Genomic DNA, 17,961 nt, shown 5'->3' with positions numbered 1-17,961 from the left:
CAGCGCAGCGCCGGCAGGGATCGCAAAACGCGGCAGTATACCCGAGGCCTTCGCCGCAGAGGGTGCCGCTGAGAAGACACTGGTAAACCTGCCACACACAAAACCCTGTGGGAGCGAGCCTGCTCGCGAAAGCAATTGGTCAGTCAATGCAACAGTGCCTGACACACCGTCTTCGCGAGCACGCTCGCTCCCACAGGGCTCTCTATACCGCCCGGCAATTGCGGCAAATCTGCCAAGCGGCTGGCTAGAGCGCGCAAGAAGGCCTAGAATTCCCGCATTGTTTATTCCCCAAGGTAGCCCCGTAATGTCCTTCGCTGAGCAACTGACCCGCCTGCAAGTCTTCCTCGACGCCGACGAGCTGCACGACGAGGCGCTGGATTACGTCGCCGCCCACGGTTACCTGACCGCGCTGTCGATCTGCTCGGAAGACGTTCCGGAGCGCGAGTGGATCGACGCGCTGTTTGCCGAAGAGCCGCACTACAGCGACGAAGCCCAGCGTGCCGAAATCGAAGCCACGCTGATCGGCCTCAAAGCGCACATCGCTCGCCAACTGGCCTCGGATGAAGAATTCGAACTGCCGTGCGAACTGGATCTGGGCGAAGAGCCGGACGACTCCGAACTGCGTGGCTGGTGCATCGGTTTCATGGAAGGCGTGTTCCTGCGCGAAGCGGCATGGTTCGAAACCGCCGAAGAAGAAGTCAGCGAAATGCTGCTGCCGATCATGGTCGGTTCCGGCCTGTTCGACGAACAACCGGAGTTCGAAGACATCGCCAAGGACGCCAATCTGATGGACGACATGATCGTGCAGATCCCGGAAGCCCTGACCGCGCTGTACCTGCTATGCCAGGCGCCCGACGAAAAACCGGCGATCCTCAAGCCACGCCACCACTAAGACCCGGCCTATGGACAACCCCATAGGCAACCGCCCCCTGATGTTGCGCTACGTGCTGCTGGCCATCGGCTGGCTCAGCGTCGCATTGGGGGTGATCGGCATCTTCCTGCCGGTTCTGCCCACCACCCCCTTCCTCCTGCTCGCCGCGGCCTGCTTCGCGCGCAGCTCTCCGCGCTTCTATCGCTGGCTGGTCGAGCACCCACGACTCGGGCCATGGATCCGCGATTATCTCGACGGCAACGGCATTCCGCTCAAGGCCAAGGTCTACGCGATCGGCCTGATGTGGGTGAGCATTCTGTTCTCCTGCTATCTGGTGCCGCTGGTTTGGGCGCGTGGGTTCATGCTGACCAGTGCGGTGCTGGTGACGGTCTATATTTTGCGGCAGAAGACGTTGCGTAAAACTTGATACCTCCCAGTTGATCATGCTTGGCGAACTGGCAGTGAGTCGGGTGCTGGATAATCTGGAGTTGCCGGGGTGATGTTGGTCTGCTGAGTTACTTGGTGATCAACCCGGCCTCTTCGCGAGCAAGCTCGCTCCCAAAATTGATCCTGGTCGGACACATATTCTGCATCCACTGAAGAACCCTGTGGGAGCGGGCTTGCCCGCGAAGGCGGACTCACAGCCAACACATCTGTACAGACAGACAAAACCCGCCGTCCCGAATCAACCGGGGCGGCGGGTTTTGTCTTTTCAGACCTCAGGTCAAACCGTATCCACCTTCAACGAATGATCATTGAGCATGCCGCTGATGATCGTCGCTGTGTCGTGACCGCTGGCAATCATGCCGCCCGCCCCTGGTGTCACGCCGTAATGGCTGGCGAGGTTGACGCCGGCCAGGTCGATGGTCTGGTTCGGCGTGCCGCCGGCCATGGCGCTGACATCGATGCTGGTCATCACCGAGGCGCCGCTGCCGCTGACGGTGAAGTGCAGATAGTCGTCCAGCGACGCAGTGCTGGCGTTTTCGCCTTGCAGCAGTTGCGACAGGTCGAGCTTGTCGGTGCCGGGGGTGAAGTCGGTGATCAGGTCGTGGCCGCTGTTGCCCTTGAGCCACTGGAAGGTGTCAGCCCCTGCCCCGCCCGTCAGCGTATTGTTGCCCATGCCCCCGATCAGCAAGTCATCGCCAGCGCCGCCATTGAGGAAGTCGTTGCCGAGGCCACCGTTGATCACGTTGTTGTTGCCGTCGCCGGTGAGGCTGTCGTTGAAGTTCGAGCCGAGCAGATTTTCGATGCCAGTCAGCGTGTCAGTACCGGCGCCCAAGGTGTTCTGCGCACCGAGCAGGCCGAGGTTGACGGTGACGGCGGCTGTGGCGTGGGCATAGCTGGCGGTATCGCTGCCAGTGCCGCCGTCGAGCAAGTCATTGCCCGCGCCGCTGTAGAGCAAATCGTTGCCGGCGCCGCCGTGCATTTCGTTGTTGCCGGAGCCTGCAGTGAGCACGTCATTGCCGTCGCCGGCGTTGATCACGTTGTTGCCGCTACCCGCCACCAGCACATCGTCGCCAGCGGTGCCGGTCAGGGTGTGGCCGTCCTGATAGCTGATGCTGACGTTGGCCGTGTCACTGCCGCCGTGGTTGTCGTTGGCGGTGTAAGTGCCGTGGTAATCCGGCGTGATGTCGTGCGCCCCGGCGTAGTTGAGGGTCATGGTCAGTTGGTAGTTTTCCGCCGCGTTCGGGTTGCCGTTACCCGTGGCGTTGGCGATGTTGGTGATGTGGATCTGATAGACGCCATCGGCCGATGCGGTAAGCGTTTGCCCGTCCGCCAGCGCGATCCAGCTCCCTCCGTTGAGCGAGTACTCCATGCCGATCTGCCCGGCAGCGAGGTTGTGATCCAGATTGAGAGTTTCGCCCTGGCGCAGATTGACGGTGATGCGGTCCTCGTCATTGGCATTGCTGTTGCTGACAGCGCCGAGGTAACCGCTGACTACCAGCACGGCGGTCATGGTCGCGGCATTGGCGCTGAAGGCGCTGCGCACGTTGGCCAGGTTCTGGTTGGCGGCGCTGTTGCTCTGCCCGGTGAAGCCGATCAGACCGGTGCCGGTGAAGTCTGCCGCTTTCGACGCCCAACCGGTGTTGAAACTGGTGGCTGTGGCGTTGAGCGCATCGCCGTTCGGATCGCTGTCATTGGCCAGCAGCAGCTCACCCGGCACCACGATGTTGCCCGAGAGCACGTTGGTGATGACGTGATCGTCCATCGCCACCGGTGGCGCGTTGGGAATCACTTTCACGGTCAACGTTGAGCTGGCCAGATCGCCGTCGTTGTCGCTGACGGTGAAGCCGATGTTTTCGGTGATGACCACGGCGGTGGTTTTCTGCGAGGTGTAGCTGTATTCGCCGGTATCGAGGTTGACCACCAGCGTGCCGCTGTTGTTGGTGGCGATGCTGACACTGTTGTTCGCCGTGTTGAAGGTGCCGTGGTTGGCGCCGCCGCTCGCGGTCAACGAGCCCTGGCCGCTGAGGGCTTTCGGGTCGTAGGTGTAGGTGGTGCCGTCGACCACGATCGACTTGATGAAACCGCCATCGGCGCCGAACGAACCACCGTCGCCCAGCAGCGAACCGGTGACCGGCGCGCCCTGCACGGTGCCGGACAGCACCGAGTTGAGCTGATTGAGATCGGTGACCACCACCGCATTGGTGTTGGTGTGGTTGATGCCGTCGTACGCCAGCGGATCGAGGTTGGCGTTGCTCACGCCACTGCCCAGACCGATTGCATAGTTCTTGATGTTGTTGGCGTCGAGGAAGTTTTTCAGCGCGGCTTCGTCAGCCGTGCCGATGTCGCCCTCGTTGGGCTTGCCGTCGGAGAAGAAGTAGCCGACGTTCTGTGCCCCGGTGAGTTTGCCGGAGGTGTTGAACGCGGTCTGCATCACCGCCACGGCGGCGTCGTAGTTGGTGCCGCCGCCGGCGTTGAGGCCGGCGAGCAATGTCTTGGCAGTAGCGACATCGACCCACACGGTGGTGCGATCGGCGGCATTGCTGCTGAACGTCACCAACTGCACTTTCACATCGCCCAGATCATCGTACTTGTCGAGCAACGCACCGATGGCTTGTTTGGCCAGTGCCAGCCGCGACAGGCCGGGCACGCCAGAGGCATCGGCCATGCTGCCCGAGATGTCGAGGACGATGAGCACGTTGGAATCGATCTCCACCGCAGTGACCGAACGATCCGAGGCAACGGCTTTCGGCACGTCGTCGACGATGTTGACCACGAGGGTGCTGGTGGTGCTGTTGCCCAGCGCATCGGTGGCTTGGTAGGTGAACGTTTCGCTCAGGGTGTTCGGCCCGTCGTTGGCGTTCGGCGCAGTTTTCGGCGCCGAGGTCAGCGTGTAGGTGTAGGTGCCGTCGGCGTTGAGCTGCAGTTGTCCGTAGCTGCCGGTGGCGTTGCCGACCAGGGTGTACGTGATCGCGCCGCTGCCGCCACTGACCGAACCGACCAGCGTGCCGCTGGCGGTTTCGCCGGTGTTGCCCGGTTCGCTGCCGGTGACTGTGCCGGGGGCGAGATCCTGGCCATCCTTGCTCAGGTCGAGGGCTTTTTCATAGACCGTGACATCCTGATCCACCGAGGCGACCAGCTTGCTGTCGGCGACGTTGATGGTCAGCGTCGTGGTGCTTTCGTCGCCATCGCTGTCACGGATGGTGTAGGTGAACGTGTCGGTCGCGCCCGGCGGGCTCACCGAGTTCGGGTTGCTGTGGTAAACCGCGTTGCCCGCCGCGTCGAGGGTCAGGTAGCCGTAGTTGCCGTTGATGTTGCTGTTGAGCCCGCCGCTGGCCGACGTCGCGGTGTTGCTGCCGGCGCGCACGCCGACCACCGTTGCGGCCCCATCGGCGCCGCTGAGGTCATTGCCGAGCACACTGACATTGACCGTGCCGCCCTCCGCTACCGAGCCGGTATCGGCGTTGGCAGTCGGCAGATCGTCGACGATATTGACGTTGATCTGACCGCTGGCGGTACTGCCATCGGTATCAGTGGCGACCACGTCAAAGCTCTCGCTGAGGCTGTTGGCACCGTTGGCGTTCGGATGGGCTTCGTTGTCGACCAGGGTGTAGCTGTAGCTGACCACTCCGGTGGCCGGGTTGTAACCGGTGATGGTGAACGTACTGCCCAATGGCGAGACCACCGATTGCGGCAAACCGGCGGCGACGCCATTGCTGATCACCGCAATGCCGCCGACCGTGAGGGTTTGCAGGCCATCAAGCGCAGTGACGGTGAAGCTGCCGCTTTGGGTCAGCGCCGAGGTGTTGGGGCTGCTGCCGTCGCTGAGGTTTTTCTCGTAGACGGTGATTTCGCCGCCCTTCACATCGAGGCCGTCGAGGCACACCGGATCGTCGTTGTTATGGATGTTCAGCACCAGATTGGCGGTGCTGGTGTCGCCGTCGGCATCGGTAATGGTGTAGGCAAAGGTTTCAGTGCCGTTGCCGCCACCGTGAAGGTTTTTGAAGTCGGCGTCATTGGCGTCCAGCGTGTAGGTGTAAGTGCCGTTGGCATTGAGCACCAGCGTGCCGTAAGTGCCGGTGAACGTACCGGCGGTGACCGGCCCAACGGCGACGCGGTCGGCGCCTTGCACATCGTTATCGAGAACGTTGCCGGTCAGGGTCAACTGCTCTTCCGTTGCGTTGGTCGCGTTGCTGTCATTCAGCGCTTTCGGCACGTCATCGACGATGTTCACAACGATTGTGCTGGTGACGACGTTGCCGAGAGAGTCGGTCGCCTGATAGGTGAAGGTTTCGCTCAGGCTGTTGGCGCCGTCGTCAGCGTGCGGCGTGGTGGTCGCTGGCGAAGTGAGCGTGTAGGTGTAAGTGCCATTGGCGTTGAGGACGATCTGCCCGTAATTGCCGGTGGCGCTGCTGACCAGCGCATAACTGATCGCACCAACCGCGCCGGTGACCGAACCGACCAGCGTGCCGGACGCGGTTTCGCCAGTGCTATTCGGATCGCTGCCGACCACACTGCCCGCTGCCAGATCCTGGCCGTCCTTGTTCAGGTCGAGGGCTTTTTCGTAAACGGTGACATCGCTGTCGCTGACGGCTTTCAGGCAGCTGTTGTAGACATCGATGGTGATGGTCGTGGTGCTTTCGTCACCGTCGGCATCGCGCACGGTGTAGGTGAACACATCCACCGCGCCCGGACCGTTCACCACGTTGGGGTTGCTGTGATAAACGGCGTTGCCGTTAGCGTCAAGCGTGAGGTAACCGTAGGCGCCGTTGATCTGCGAATTGAGCCCGCCGATGGCCGAGGTCGAAGTGTCGGCACCAGCGCGCACGCCGACCACGGCACCGGTGACCGCCGGGCCATCTGCACCGCCGATATCGTTATCCAGCACATTGCCACTGACGGTGCCGCCCTCCGCCACCGAAGCCGCGTCCGCATGCGCAGTCGGCAAATCATCGACGATATTGACGTTGATCTGGCCGCTGGCGGTGCTGCCATCTGTGTCGGTCGCGACCACATCGAAGTTCTCGGTGAGGCTGTTGGCGCCGTTGGCAGTCGGGTGGGCTTCGTTGTCGGCCAGGGTGTAGCTGTAGCTGACCACGCCGGTTGCAGGGTCATAACCGCTGATGGTCAAGGTGCTGCCCAGCGGGGTGACGATTGATTGCGGGAAACCTGCGGCCACGCCATTGGTGATCACGGCGATGCCGCCAACTGTGAGGGTCTGCAGACCATCGAGAGCGCTGACGGTGAAAGTGCCGTTCTGGGTCAGCGCGGGCGTGTTGGGGCTGGTGCCGTCGCTGAGATTTTTTTCGTAGACCGTGAGTTCGCCACCGTTGACGTCGAGACCATTGAGCAGCACCGGATCATCGTTGTTGTGAATCTGCAAAACCAGATTGGCAGTGCTTGTATCGCCGTCGGCATCGGTGATCGTGTAGGCGAAGGTTTCGGTGCCGTTGCCACCGCCGTGCAGGTTTTTGAAATCGGCATCGCTGGTGTTCAGCGTGTAGGTGTAGGTGCCGTCGGCATTGAGGACCAACGTACCGAAAGTGCCGGTGAATGTGCCGGGCGTAACCGGTCCGGTAGGCACGCGGTCGGCGCCCTGGATGTCATTGGTGAGGACATTGCCGGCCAGGGTCAGTTGGGATTCGGACGCAGTGCCGTTGCTGTCATCCTTGGCTTTCGGCAGGTCGTCGACGATGTTGACGTCCAGCGTGCCAGTGGCGGTGGTGCCGTTGTCATCCACAACCGTGACCGCGAACTGCTCAGGCAGATTGTTCGCGCCATTGGCGTTCGCATGCGCCTCGTTGTCGGCCAGGGTGTAGCTGTAACTGACCACGCCGGTTGCAGCGTTGAAACCGGTGATGGTCAGCGTGCTGCCGAGCGGCGTGGTGATCGATTGCGGGAAGCCTGCGGCCACGCCATTGGTCACCACGGCAATTCCACCGACGGTCAGCGTGGTCACGCCGTCGAGAGCGGTGATGGTGAAGGTGCCGTTTTGCGTCAGCGCGCCAGCATCCGGTGCGCTGCCGTCGCTGAGATTTTTTTCGTAAACCGTGAGCTCGCCGCCGGCGACGTTCAAGCCGTCGATGATTACTGGATCGTCGTTGTTGTGAATCTGCAGAACGAGGTTCGCGGTGCTGGTATCGCCGTCGGCGTCAGTGATGGTGTAGGCGAAGGTCTCTGTGCCGTTGCCGCCACCAGTCAAGGCTTTGAAATCCGCATCGCTGGTGTTCAGCGTATAGGTGTAGGTGCCGTCGGCATTGAGGACCAACGTACCGAAAGTACCAGTGAAAGTGCCCGGCGTGACTGGACCGGTGGGCACACGGTCGGCGCCTTGCACGTCGTTGGTCAGGACATTGCCGGTCAGGGTCAGTTGGGATTCGGACGCGGTGCCGTTGCTGTCATCGTTGGCTTTCGGCAGGTCGTCGACGATGTTGACGTCCAGCGTGCCAGTGGCGGTGGTGCCGTTGTCATCCACAACCGTGACCGCGAACTGCTCAGGCAGATTGTTCGCGCCATTGGCGTTCGCATGCGCCTCGTTGTCGGCCAGGGTGTAGCTGTAACTGACCACGCCGGTTGCAGCGTTGAAACCGGTGATGGTCAGCGTGCTGCCGAGCGGCGTGGTGATCGATTGCGGGAAGCCTGCGGCCACGCCATTGGTCACCACGGCAATTCCACCGACGGTCAGCGTGGTCACGCCGTCGAGAGCGGTGATGGTGAAGGTGCCGTTTTGCGTCAGCGCGCCAGCATCCGGTGCGCTGCCGTCGCTGAGATTTTTCTCATAAACCGTCAGCTCGCCACCGGCGACGTTCAGGCCGTCGATGATTACTGGATCGTCGTTGTTGTGAATCTGCAGAACCAGATTGGCAGTGCTGGTATCGCCGTCGGCATCGGTGATTGTGTAGGCGAAGGTTTCGGTGCCGTTGCCACCGCCGTGCAGGTTTTTGAAATCGGCATCGTTGGTGTTCAGCGTGTAGGTGTAGGTGCCGTCGGCATTGAGGACCAACGTACCGAAAGTGCCAGTGAATGTGCCGGGCGTGACCGGTCCGGTGGGCACGCGGTCGGCACCCTGGATGTCATTGGTGAGGACGTTGCCGGTCAGGGTCAGCAAGGTTTCCGAGGCAATACCGTTGGCGTCGTCAAACGCTTTTGGCACGTCGTCGGTGATGTTCACGTCGAGGGTGCCAGTGGCGCTGTCGCCATTGCTGTCGGTGGCGATCACGGTGAATTGTTCGCTGAGATTGTTCACGCCGTCGCCGGCCGCGTGGGTTTCGTTGCCGTTGAGGGTGTAGCTGTAGCTGACCGTGCCGGTTGCTGCGTTGTAGCCAGTGATGGTCAGGGTGTTGCCCAGTTGCGTGGTGATCGACTGGGGAAAGCCGATCGGCACGCCGCCAACAATCACGTTGATGCCGCCGATGCTCAGACTGCTCAAGCCGTCCGCTGCCGAGACGGTGAAGCTGCCGCTCTGGGTCAGAGCGCCCGGATTGGCCGCTGTACCGTCAGGCAGATTGGCTTCATTGAGGTTCAGCTCGCCGCCCGCTGCGTCCAGGCCGTTGAGGATAACCGGATTGTTCACCGGTGGCGGTGGCACCACGATTGGCGCCGGGGTGTCGTCGCCATTGTCGATGTCCGCGTCACGACGATACTCGGGAAATTCGGGAATGCCGTTGAAGCCGGCGGTGGGGAAACCGATGATCGGATCAACTCGGCCGCCGACTTCGGTCAACAGAACGAAGCTGTGTCCGCCGCCCAGTTCACCGGTATTGCCGGTGGGTGCGTTGGGGCCGGCAGCGGTGGCTTCGGCGGTCTTGCTCGGGTCTTCACCGGCGGCGATGGCTTTCTGGATCTGCTCGACATCGGTCAGTTGTGCCTGGCTCGGGGTCTGCGCTTCGTCGACGTTCACCGGCACCGCCTGGTCGGCCAGCAGTTGGCCGGTCATGGTGATGCTGCTGCCGCGGCCGAGGGTCAATTCCTCGCCGTTTTGCAACTTCACCGCCACCGCGCCCTCCGCGCCAGTGATCAGTTGATCGCCGGCGTACAAACGATCGCCTTCGAACAGCGGGCGTTTGATGCCGTCGCCCGTCTGGGCGAACACCTGACCAATGACTTTTGTGACCGTACCGATGAGCGTTGCCATGTGAAATCCTCCGCTGCCGACCACCGTCGGCACAGGTTCGCGAAGCAGCCCATGGCTCAATCGGGTTGCCGGGGGCGACGCTCGCACCCTCGACAGTTCGTTTCGCAGGCTTGGTTTGAAACGAATTGTCAGCGCTATCAAGCACTTGCCAACCCTGTTCAATCCATCGACCCACTAGCGCTACGTAACAGTGGTGAATCACCCGAGTGACAAAAATCTGTCGCTCATTCGCCGTTACGCGTCCCTCCCCTTCAGCAGTACTTCGCAGTGTCTCGCAAAGTGAATGGAACTTTCCTCAAGCCTTTTCGAGCTCCCTAAAGCGCATAAAACAAAGGCTTTCGAGCTGAACAATGTGCTGCTTTTGAAAAACCGCATAAGTTTTTTTGGCATAAGCCTTATGAAAATTTTTTCCTAGCTACTCTCTAGGATGTTCTTAGCTCTGTTGTTACAAGAGTGAAACGCTTACACCCTAAAATTACGTCAAATAATTGGCGACGGTAACACAACATTGAGATCCAGGGAGATGCACCCATGCGCGTTTTAACCCCCTCTGCAGCGCGGTTTTGCTGGCCATGGCTTGCACTTCCCAAGCCCAGGCGATGAACCTCACCGAGGCGATTCAAAGCACCATCGCCACTCACCCGGAACTCGCTTCGCGCGTGGACGCCCGCCTGTCTGCGGATGAGCAGGTGAAAGTGGCCAAGGGCGGATTTTATCCGTCAGTCGATCTGAACGCTGCCTACGGGCGCGGCTACAGCGACAACACCAACACTCGCGCCTTCGGTAATCACAACACCGAAATCCTCAATTACACCCAGTCGGAGCTGCGTTTGCGGCAGATGATCTTCGACGGCTTCAACACCGCCAACGAGGTCGAGCGCACCAAGGGCGTGTCCAATTCGCGCGCCTACTACGCGCAAGGCACCGCACAGGATCTGGCCCTGCGCACCATCGAGGTCTACCTCGAAGTGCTCAAGCGGCGGGAACTGGTGACGCTGGCGAAGAACAATTTGCAGGCGCACTTGCGCGTCAACGATCAGATCGGCCTGCGCACCGAGCGCGGCATCGGCAGCACCGCCGACTCCGATCAATCGGTTGCCCGTCGTGCACTGGCGCAGAACAACCTCGACACCGCCGAGGTCGATCTGGCCGATGCCGAATCGAATTTCTACAGTGTGGTCGGACGCATGCCCGACGAGCTGGAAACCCCGGCCTCCACCCGTGGCGAACTGCCGCCGGACCTGCGTGAAGCGCAGCAGAGCATGGTCGATAACAACCCGTACCTGAAATCCGCCCAGGCTGACGTGCAGTCCGCCGAGAGCCAGTACGAAGTGGCCAAGTCGCCGTTCTACCCGCGCTTTGACGCAGAAGCGGCAGTCGGCGCCAACAACAACGTGCAGGGTGATGAAGGCCACGACAACGAATGGCGTGTCGGTGTAGTGATGAACTACAACCTGTTCCGTGGCGGCAGCGACAAGGCACGCCTGGCGGCCAATGCCCACGACATCAACCAGGCGATGGACATTCGCAACAACGCGCTGCGTCAGCTCAACGAGAACATTCGTCTGGCCTGGAACGCCATGGAAAACGCCAAGAAGCAGACGCCTACCGCTCGCGAATATGCCGAAACCACCAAACGCGTACGCGCCGCTTATCAGGACCAGTTCGGCCTCGGCCAACGCACCCTGCTCGACCTGCTCGACAGCGAAAACGAGCTGTACAACGCCAACCGTCGCTACACCGAAATCCGCTACACCGAGGAGTACTCGATGTACCGCGTGCTGGCGAACATGGGCCAGTTGCTGAGCAAACAACGCGTGGTGCTGCCGGCCGATGCGATTGCCACGACCGAAGTGAAAAACCAGGCGCGCCTGCCAGAACTGAAATAAACGGTGCAGGAACTGACTTTGCCCTGATCGTTCCCACGCGCAGCAAAGGAATGCCTCAAGGGACGCTCCGCGTCCAGTGACGCGGAGCGTCACGGGCTGCATTCCCACGCGTGAGCGTGGGAACGATCCGATAACCGAGCCCGTTCAACAGAGGCAATCACTATGACCAGCATGGAACCCGGCGCCACCGGGGTCGATCCGCGCCTGAGCTTCGACGATCCGTTACTCGACGGTCTGCTGATCCTCTGCAAACTGCATGGCGCCACGGTCAGTCGTGCCAGCCTGAGTGCCGGGCTGCCCCTGAACAAACAACGTCTGAGCCTTGATCTGCTGCCCCGTGCAGCAGCGCGGGCCGGATTGCAGGCGCGGTTGTTGCGCCGTGACCTGAAAGACATATCGCCGCTGAACCTGCCGATCCTGCTGCTGCTCAACGACGGCCGCACCGCCGTGCTGCGGCGCTTTGGCGAAGATGGCAAAGCCCTGCTGCTGCCCAGCGAAGCCGACGGCGGCGAGCAATGGGTCAGCCGCGAAGAGCTCAGCGAACACTACAGCGGCCAGGCCTTGTTCGCCCGTCCGCGCCACGAACTCGAAGACCTCCGCGCGCCGCTCGTGCCACGGGTAAACGCGTGGTTTCGCGACACCCTCAAACTGTCGAAATGGCTGTACAGCGATGCGATCCTCGCCAGTTTCCTGATCAACCTGCTCGGCCTGATGGTGCCGTTGTTCGTTATGCAGACCTACGATCGCGTGGTGCCCAATCAGGCGACCTCGACGCTGTGGGTGCTGTCGATCGGTTTGCTGATCGGCACCGGTTTTGAACTGGTGCTGCGCGTGGTGCGTGCACACCTGCTCGACACCGCCGGGAAGAAAACCGATGTGATCCTCTCGGCAACGTTGTTCGAGCGCATCACCGGCATGTCGATGAAAGCGCGGCCGGCGACCATCGGCGGATTCGCCCAGAGCATTCACGATTTCCAGGGCCTGCGTGAATTTCTCACTGCCGTGACCCTGACCAGTCTGATCGACTTGCCCTTCGTGGTGTTGATGCTGGTAGTGATCGGCCTGCTCGGCGGCTGGCTGGTGGTGATTCCGCTGCTGGCGTTTCCGATCACGATCGTCTTCGCCATGGCGATTCAGGTGCGCCTGCGTGACACCGTGCAGAAAAGCCTGAGCCTCGGCGCCGAGCGTCAGGCGGTGCTGATCGAAACCCTCGGCGGTCTGGAAACCCTCAAGGCCTGCGGCGCCGAAAGCGAGCGCCAGCACAAATGGGAAAGCACCCACGGCGCCCTCACCCGCCTCGACAGCCATGCGCGCAACCTGTCGGCGCTGGCCACCAACGGCACGCTGTTCATCCAGCAGTTTTCCGGGATGGCGACGATTGTTGCCGGGGTCTACAGCATCATCGCTGGCAACCTCAGTGTCGGCGCGCTGGTGGCCACCTACATGCTCGGCAGCCGCGTGCTCGCCCCGCTCGGGCAGATCGCCGGGCTGATCACCCGCTACCAGCAAGCGCAACTGACCATGAAAAGCACCGACGCGCTCATGGCGCTGCCGCAGGAACGCGACGGCAAACAACGGCCACTGGAACGCACGCAGCTGCAAGGCGCACTGGACGTCAGCGGCGTGACCTTTCATTACAACGGCCAGAATGCGCCAGCGCTGAGCGAGGTCAGCTTCAGCCTGAAAGCCGGCGAGCGGGTCGGCATCATTGGCCGCAGCGGTTCGGGGAAAAGTACTTTGGCGCGTCTGGTCATGGGTTTCTACGAAGCGGAGGAAGGCCAGTTGCTGCTCGACGGCCTCGACCTGCGCCAACTGGACGTGGCCGACCTGCGCCAGCAGATCGGTTATGTCGCCCACGATCTGCCGCTGCTGGCCGGCAGCCTGCGCGACAACCTGACCCTGGGCGCGCGCTACGTCAGCGACTCACGCATGCTCGAAGTCGCCGAACTCACCGGCGTCACCGAACTGGCGCGGCAACACCCGCAAGGCTTCGACCGACCGGTGGGCGAACGCGGACAACTGCTATCCGGCGGCCAACGCCAGGCGGTGTTGCTGGCGCGCGCGCTACTGCTTGATCCGCCGATCATGCTGCTCGACGAACCCACCAGCGCCATGGACAACAGCAGTGAAGATGCGCTGCGGCAGAAACTGCATGGCTGGGTGCAAGGCAAAACCCTGCTGCTGGTCACCCACCGCACCTCGATGCTGAGCCTGGTGGACCGCTTGCTGGTGCTGGACAACGGCCGGGTCGTCGCTGACGGCCCGAAAGAAGCGGTCATCGATGCACTGCGCAAGGGCCGTGTCGGCTCGGCGGCGGTCTAGGAGTAACGCCATGCCTGCTTCCTCCGATAGCAACAAGCGCGGTTACTTCGACAGTTTCGGCAAAAGCGCCGAAGCCGAGTTCATGCCGGAAACCGCCGGCGCAGCATTGCAAGATTCGCCGCGCAAATCGCGGATCACCGTGTGGCTGGCGGCAGCGCTGCTGATCGCCGCCCTGGTCTGGGCCAAATTTGCCGTGCTCGAAGAAGTCACCATGGGCGAAGGCAAGGCGATTCCGTCAAGCAAGGTCCAGGTGATCCAGAACCTCGAGGGCGGCATCGTCACCGAGATTTTCGTTCGCGAAGGCCAGATGGTCGGCAAGGGTGACACCCTGCTGCGTCTGGATGACACACGTTTTCGCTCGAACAAGGGCGAAAGCGAGGCCGACCGTTACGCGCTGACCGCGCAGGTCGAACGGCTGTCAGCGGAGGCCGAGGGGCGCCCTTTCAAGCTCTCCGCCGAAGTGATCGCCAAGGCGCCGCAAGTCGCCGAGGATGAGCGCTCACTGTACGAGCAACGCCAACGCCGCTTGGCCAGCGAACAGCGCACCCTCAGCGAACAACTGCGGCAGAAAACCCAGGAACTGGCGGAGTTTCGCTCCAAGCAAGGCCAGTTCAGCTCCAGCCTCGCGTTGTTGCAACAAGAAATGAACATGTCGGAACCGCTGGTCAAAACCGGCGCTGTGTCACCGGTGGAAATCCTCCGCCTCAGACGCAGTGCGGTGGAAATTCGTGGTTCGCTCAACGCCACCACGCTGGCGATTCCCCGCGCCGAATCAGCCATTGCCGAGATCCGCAGCAAGATCGACGAATCCGAGCAGACCTTCCGTTCGGAAGCGGCCAAAGAGCTGAATGAGAAACGCACCGACCTGTCAAAAATCACCGCTTCGAGCATCGCCATCGACGACCGCGTCAGTCGCACTACGGTGACGTCGCCGGTGCGTGGCGTGATCAAGCAGATGAAGGTCAACACCATCGGCGGCGTGGTCCAGCCGGGCAGCGACATGGTCGAAATCGTGCCGCTGGAAGACAACCTGCTGATCGAAGCCAAGGTCCGCCCGCAAGACGTCGCGTTCCTGCATCCGGGCCAGAAAGCCATGGTCAAGTTCAGCGCCTACGACTACACGATTTACGGCGGGCTGAGCGCCAAACTGGAGCTGATCGGCGCCGATACGATTACCGACGACAAGGGCAACAGCTTCTATCTGATTCAGGTGCGCACCGACAAGAATCACCTGGGCGGCGACGTGAAACCGCTGCTGATCATCCCGGGCATGGTGGCGACAGTGGACATTATCACCGGCGAGAAAAGCGTCTTGGATTACCTGCTCAAACCGGTGTTGAAAGCGCGGACCGAGGCGATGCGTGAGCGCTAGTGACCTTTGAATTGCGGTGATTGATCTGGCGCTTTCGCGAGCAGGCTCGCTCCCACAATTGGAATGCGTTCCCCTGTGGGAGCGAGCCTGCTCGCGAAGAGGCCCGCACAGACAACGATCATCTGTCGCCATGGTTACGCTGAAACGTCTCCTCCCCCATCGCCGCAATCTGCCCTTCGATCAGTGCTTCAAACGGCTTGAGCAACGGCGCAAACGTCGTCGGTGTTTCGAGGGTTTCCAGCGCCTGCACAATCGCCTCGATCGTCGACAGCGCCCCCGGCCCCGGTGCCTTGCGCAAGCGATAGCGCGACACGCCGCCCTCGGCCAGGGTCACCCGTGGCAGCGCCGCCAGCAGCGGATTGAGGTGCAGCATCTTGCGCGCTTTGCGCCAGGTGCCGTCGGGGACGACCAGCAACATTGGCTGATCATTTGGCGCGTAAACCTGCAACGGCTGCGCATCCTCAGCCGGAAACAACAGCCGCGCCTGATAGCCTGGCTGGTTCAACAGTTTCGGCAAATCCTCGAATACCTCGCCGACAATCAGCTCGGCATTGCTCAGCCCCAGCGCCGCCAGACGCGCGGTATTGAGCGCGTGACTGACCTCGCTCGGATGCTGCAGCAGCAACACCCGCGTGCGGCTGTCGAGGCGCGGGATCAGCGGACACAGGCAATGGGATTGGGGGCGCATGCAGCGCGGGCATTGTGGTCGGGACATTTTTTTCTCAAGCCTGATTGAGTTGCGCTTTGAGCAAATCGCGGAAGGTCTGGATCAATGGTTCGCGACTGCGGCCCCTGCGCATGATCATCGAAAACGGTGCCTGATAACCGAAGGTCGCCGGCAGCAGAACACGCAGATCACCCTTGTCGGCCCAGGCCTGCGCGTAGTGTTCCGGCAGATAACCGATGTAGGCGCCGGAGAGCACCAGAATCAGCTGCGCCTCCATGCTTTCCACGGTGGCGGCGCTGTGTTTGAAACCATGCCGGGCCAGTTCCGCCTGACTCCAGTAACCGCGCCCGACCATCCGTTGCTGAGTGATGACCTGCTCGGGGATGCGCCGCTCGTTGAACAATGGATGGCGACTGCTGCAGTACAACCAGTGCTGTTCGCGATAAAGCGGCATGTAGACCAGACCGCTCATGCGCGTGGAAAACGCACCGATCGCCAGATCGAGGCGATTGTCCTGCACGCCGAGTTGCAACTCATATGGACTCATCACCGACAGGTGCAGATGCACCGCCGGATGTTCCTGACTGTAGGCGCCGATGGCTTCGGCAAATGGTAAGGCCTTGTCGCTGACCGTGGAATCGATCACCCCGAGATTGAGCGTGCCGCGCAGTTCGCCCTTGAGCGCAGCGGCGTATTGCTCGAAGCCTTCAAGCTCGGCGAGCAGGCGCAGGGTTTCCTGATGGAACAGCTCGCCCTTGCTGGTCAAGCTGAAGCCACCGCGCCCGCGATGGCACAGCACCAGACCGAGCGCGGCTTCGAGCTGGCTCATGTAGGTGCTGATCGCCGAGGTCGACAGGTTGAGTTCCTGCTGCGCATTGGCAAAACCCTGATGACGCACGACGCTGACGAAGATGCGCAGGAGTTTCAGGTCGGGTAAAGCGTTGGCCATGCGGCTCTCCAAACATCTGTCGAACACTGATGACTTTGTGGTGAGGGGATTCATCCCCGACCGGCTGCGAAGCAGTCGTAATTCGATGCACGCGGGGTGCCTGATGAACCGAGCCGCAGGAATTGGGGCGGCTTCGCCACCCTTCGGGGATAAATCCCCTCGCCACAGGGGGTCAACACCTGAGGCGGAGTCTATCCCGGGCCTTGGCATTAGTTTAGAAAAATCTGAACTAAGTTTTTGCCCGTAGCGATTCTTCCCCGCCACTACATTTCGCATCATCGGCCCCACAGCGGCGTCCGAACCTGTGCTCAACGGCGCGCCGGCATAAATAAAACAAAGACGATGAGGCCCTACCCGTGGACAAGATTCTTCACCAACCACTGGGCGGCAACGAAATGCCGCGCTTCGGCGGCATCGCCACCATGCTCCGACTTCCCCATGTCCCGACCGCTGCCGGCCTCGACGCTGCCTTCGTTGGCGTGCCGCTGGACATCGGCACTTCGCTGCGCCCCGGCACCCGCTTCGGGCCGCGCGACATCCGCACCGAATCGGTGATGATCCGCCCGTACAACATGGCCACCGGCGCTGCACCGTTCGACTCGCTATCGGTTGCCGACATTGGTGACGTGGCGATCAACACCTTCAACCTGCTCGACGCCGTGCGCATCATCGAAGAGGCCTACGACAATATTCTCGAGCACAACGTCATTCCGATGACCTTGGGTGGCGACCACACCATCACCCTGCCGATTCTGCGTGCGATTCATAAGAAGCACGGCAAGGTTGGCCTGGTGCACATCGATGCCCACGCTGACGTCAACGATCACATGTTCGGCGAGAAGATCGCCCACGGCACCACGTTCCGTCGTGCCGTCGAAGAAGGTCTGCTCGATTGCAATCGCGTGGTGCAGATCGGTTTGCGTGCCCAGGGTTACACCGCCGACGATTTCAACTGGAGCCGCGATCAGGGCTTCCGCGTGGTCCAGGCCGAAGAGTGCTGGCATAAATCGCTGGCGCCGCTGATGGCTGAAGTACGCGAGAAAGTCGGCGGCGGTCCGGTGTATCTGAGTTTCGACATCGACGGCATCGACCCGGCCTGGGCGCCCGGCACCGGCACCCCGGAAATCGGCGGCCTGACCACCATTCAGGCGATCGAAATCGTCCGTGGCTGCCAGGGTCTCGACCTGATCGGTTGCGATCTGGTAGAAGTCTCGCCCGCTTACGACACCACCGGCAACACCTCGCTGCTGGCCGCCAACCTGCTGTACGAAATGCTCTGCGTACTGCCTGGCGTGGTTCATCGCTGAGGGTCG

The 17,961-nt window shown here is 61.6% G+C and carries 9 protein-coding genes; 6 read left to right on the top strand and 3 right to left on the bottom strand.

Translation table 11 applies throughout. The features are described 5' to 3' along the window. Positions 1-304 precede the first annotated feature (304 nt). A complete protein-coding gene (locus ACZZZ4_RS16115; protein WP_039761053.1) occupies positions 305-892 on the top strand; it encodes a UPF0149 family protein in 588 nt (195 codons plus the stop codon). A gap of 10 nt (positions 893-902) precedes the next feature. Beyond that, positions 903-1,298, top strand: a complete 396-nt coding sequence (locus ACZZZ4_RS16110; protein WP_129998997.1) for a YbaN family protein — start codon at positions 903-905, stop codon at positions 1,296-1,298. Between the two features lie 297 nt (positions 1,299-1,595). On the opposite strand, the gene ACZZZ4_RS16105 is transcribed toward ACZZZ4_RS16110, so the two are convergent. Then, positions 1,596-9,449, bottom strand: coding sequence for a retention module-containing protein (locus ACZZZ4_RS16105; RefSeq protein WP_463548222.1), 7,854 nt, complete (start codon positions 9,447-9,449; stop codon positions 1,596-1,598). 572 nt (positions 9,450-10,021) lie between these two features. Between ACZZZ4_RS16105 and ACZZZ4_RS16100 the strand changes: the two genes are divergently transcribed. The 3 genes from ACZZZ4_RS16100 (at position 10,022) to ACZZZ4_RS16090 (ending at position 15,032) form a co-directional block, all read left to right on the top strand. Next, a complete protein-coding gene (locus tag ACZZZ4_RS16100; RefSeq protein ID WP_463537745.1) occupies positions 10,022-11,338 on the top strand; it encodes a TolC family outer membrane protein in 1,317 nt (438 codons plus the stop codon). A 162-nt stretch (positions 11,339-11,500) separates the two neighbouring features. Then, positions 11,501-13,660, top strand: coding sequence for a type I secretion system permease/ATPase (locus ACZZZ4_RS16095; protein WP_463548221.1), 2,160 nt, complete (start codon positions 11,501-11,503; stop codon positions 13,658-13,660). A 10-nt stretch (positions 13,661-13,670) separates the two neighbouring features. Beyond that, positions 13,671-15,032 carry an HlyD family type I secretion periplasmic adaptor subunit gene (locus ACZZZ4_RS16090; protein ID WP_039761043.1) on the top strand — a complete coding sequence of 454 codons (1,362 nt, stop codon included), beginning with the start codon at positions 13,671-13,673 and terminating at the stop codon, positions 15,030-15,032. A gap of 118 nt (positions 15,033-15,150) precedes the next feature. Here ACZZZ4_RS16090 and ACZZZ4_RS16085 read toward each other — a convergent pair whose 3' ends face one another. Next, complete coding sequence (locus ACZZZ4_RS16085) at positions 15,151-15,747, bottom strand: tRNA-uridine aminocarboxypropyltransferase (RefSeq protein ID WP_463548220.1); 597 nt, start codon at positions 15,745-15,747, stop codon at positions 15,151-15,153. Between the two features lie 7 nt (positions 15,748-15,754). Beyond that, entirely contained in the window at positions 15,755-16,648 is an 894-nt protein-coding gene (locus tag ACZZZ4_RS16080) for a LysR family transcriptional regulator (RefSeq protein WP_007956593.1), read from the bottom strand. Positions 16,649-17,004: 356 nt separating this feature from the next. On the opposite strand from ACZZZ4_RS16080, the gene speB reads away from it, so the two are divergent. Further along, positions 17,005-17,955, top strand: a complete 951-nt coding sequence (gene speB / locus ACZZZ4_RS16075; RefSeq protein ID WP_101158587.1) for an agmatinase — start codon at positions 17,005-17,007, stop codon at positions 17,953-17,955. Positions 17,956-17,961 lie beyond the last annotated feature (6 nt).

Source organism: Pseudomonas sp. AC252, assembly GCF_979258105.1.
Note: the sequence above shows the minus strand (reverse complement) of the source record. Positions and strands in the feature narration are given on the sequence as shown.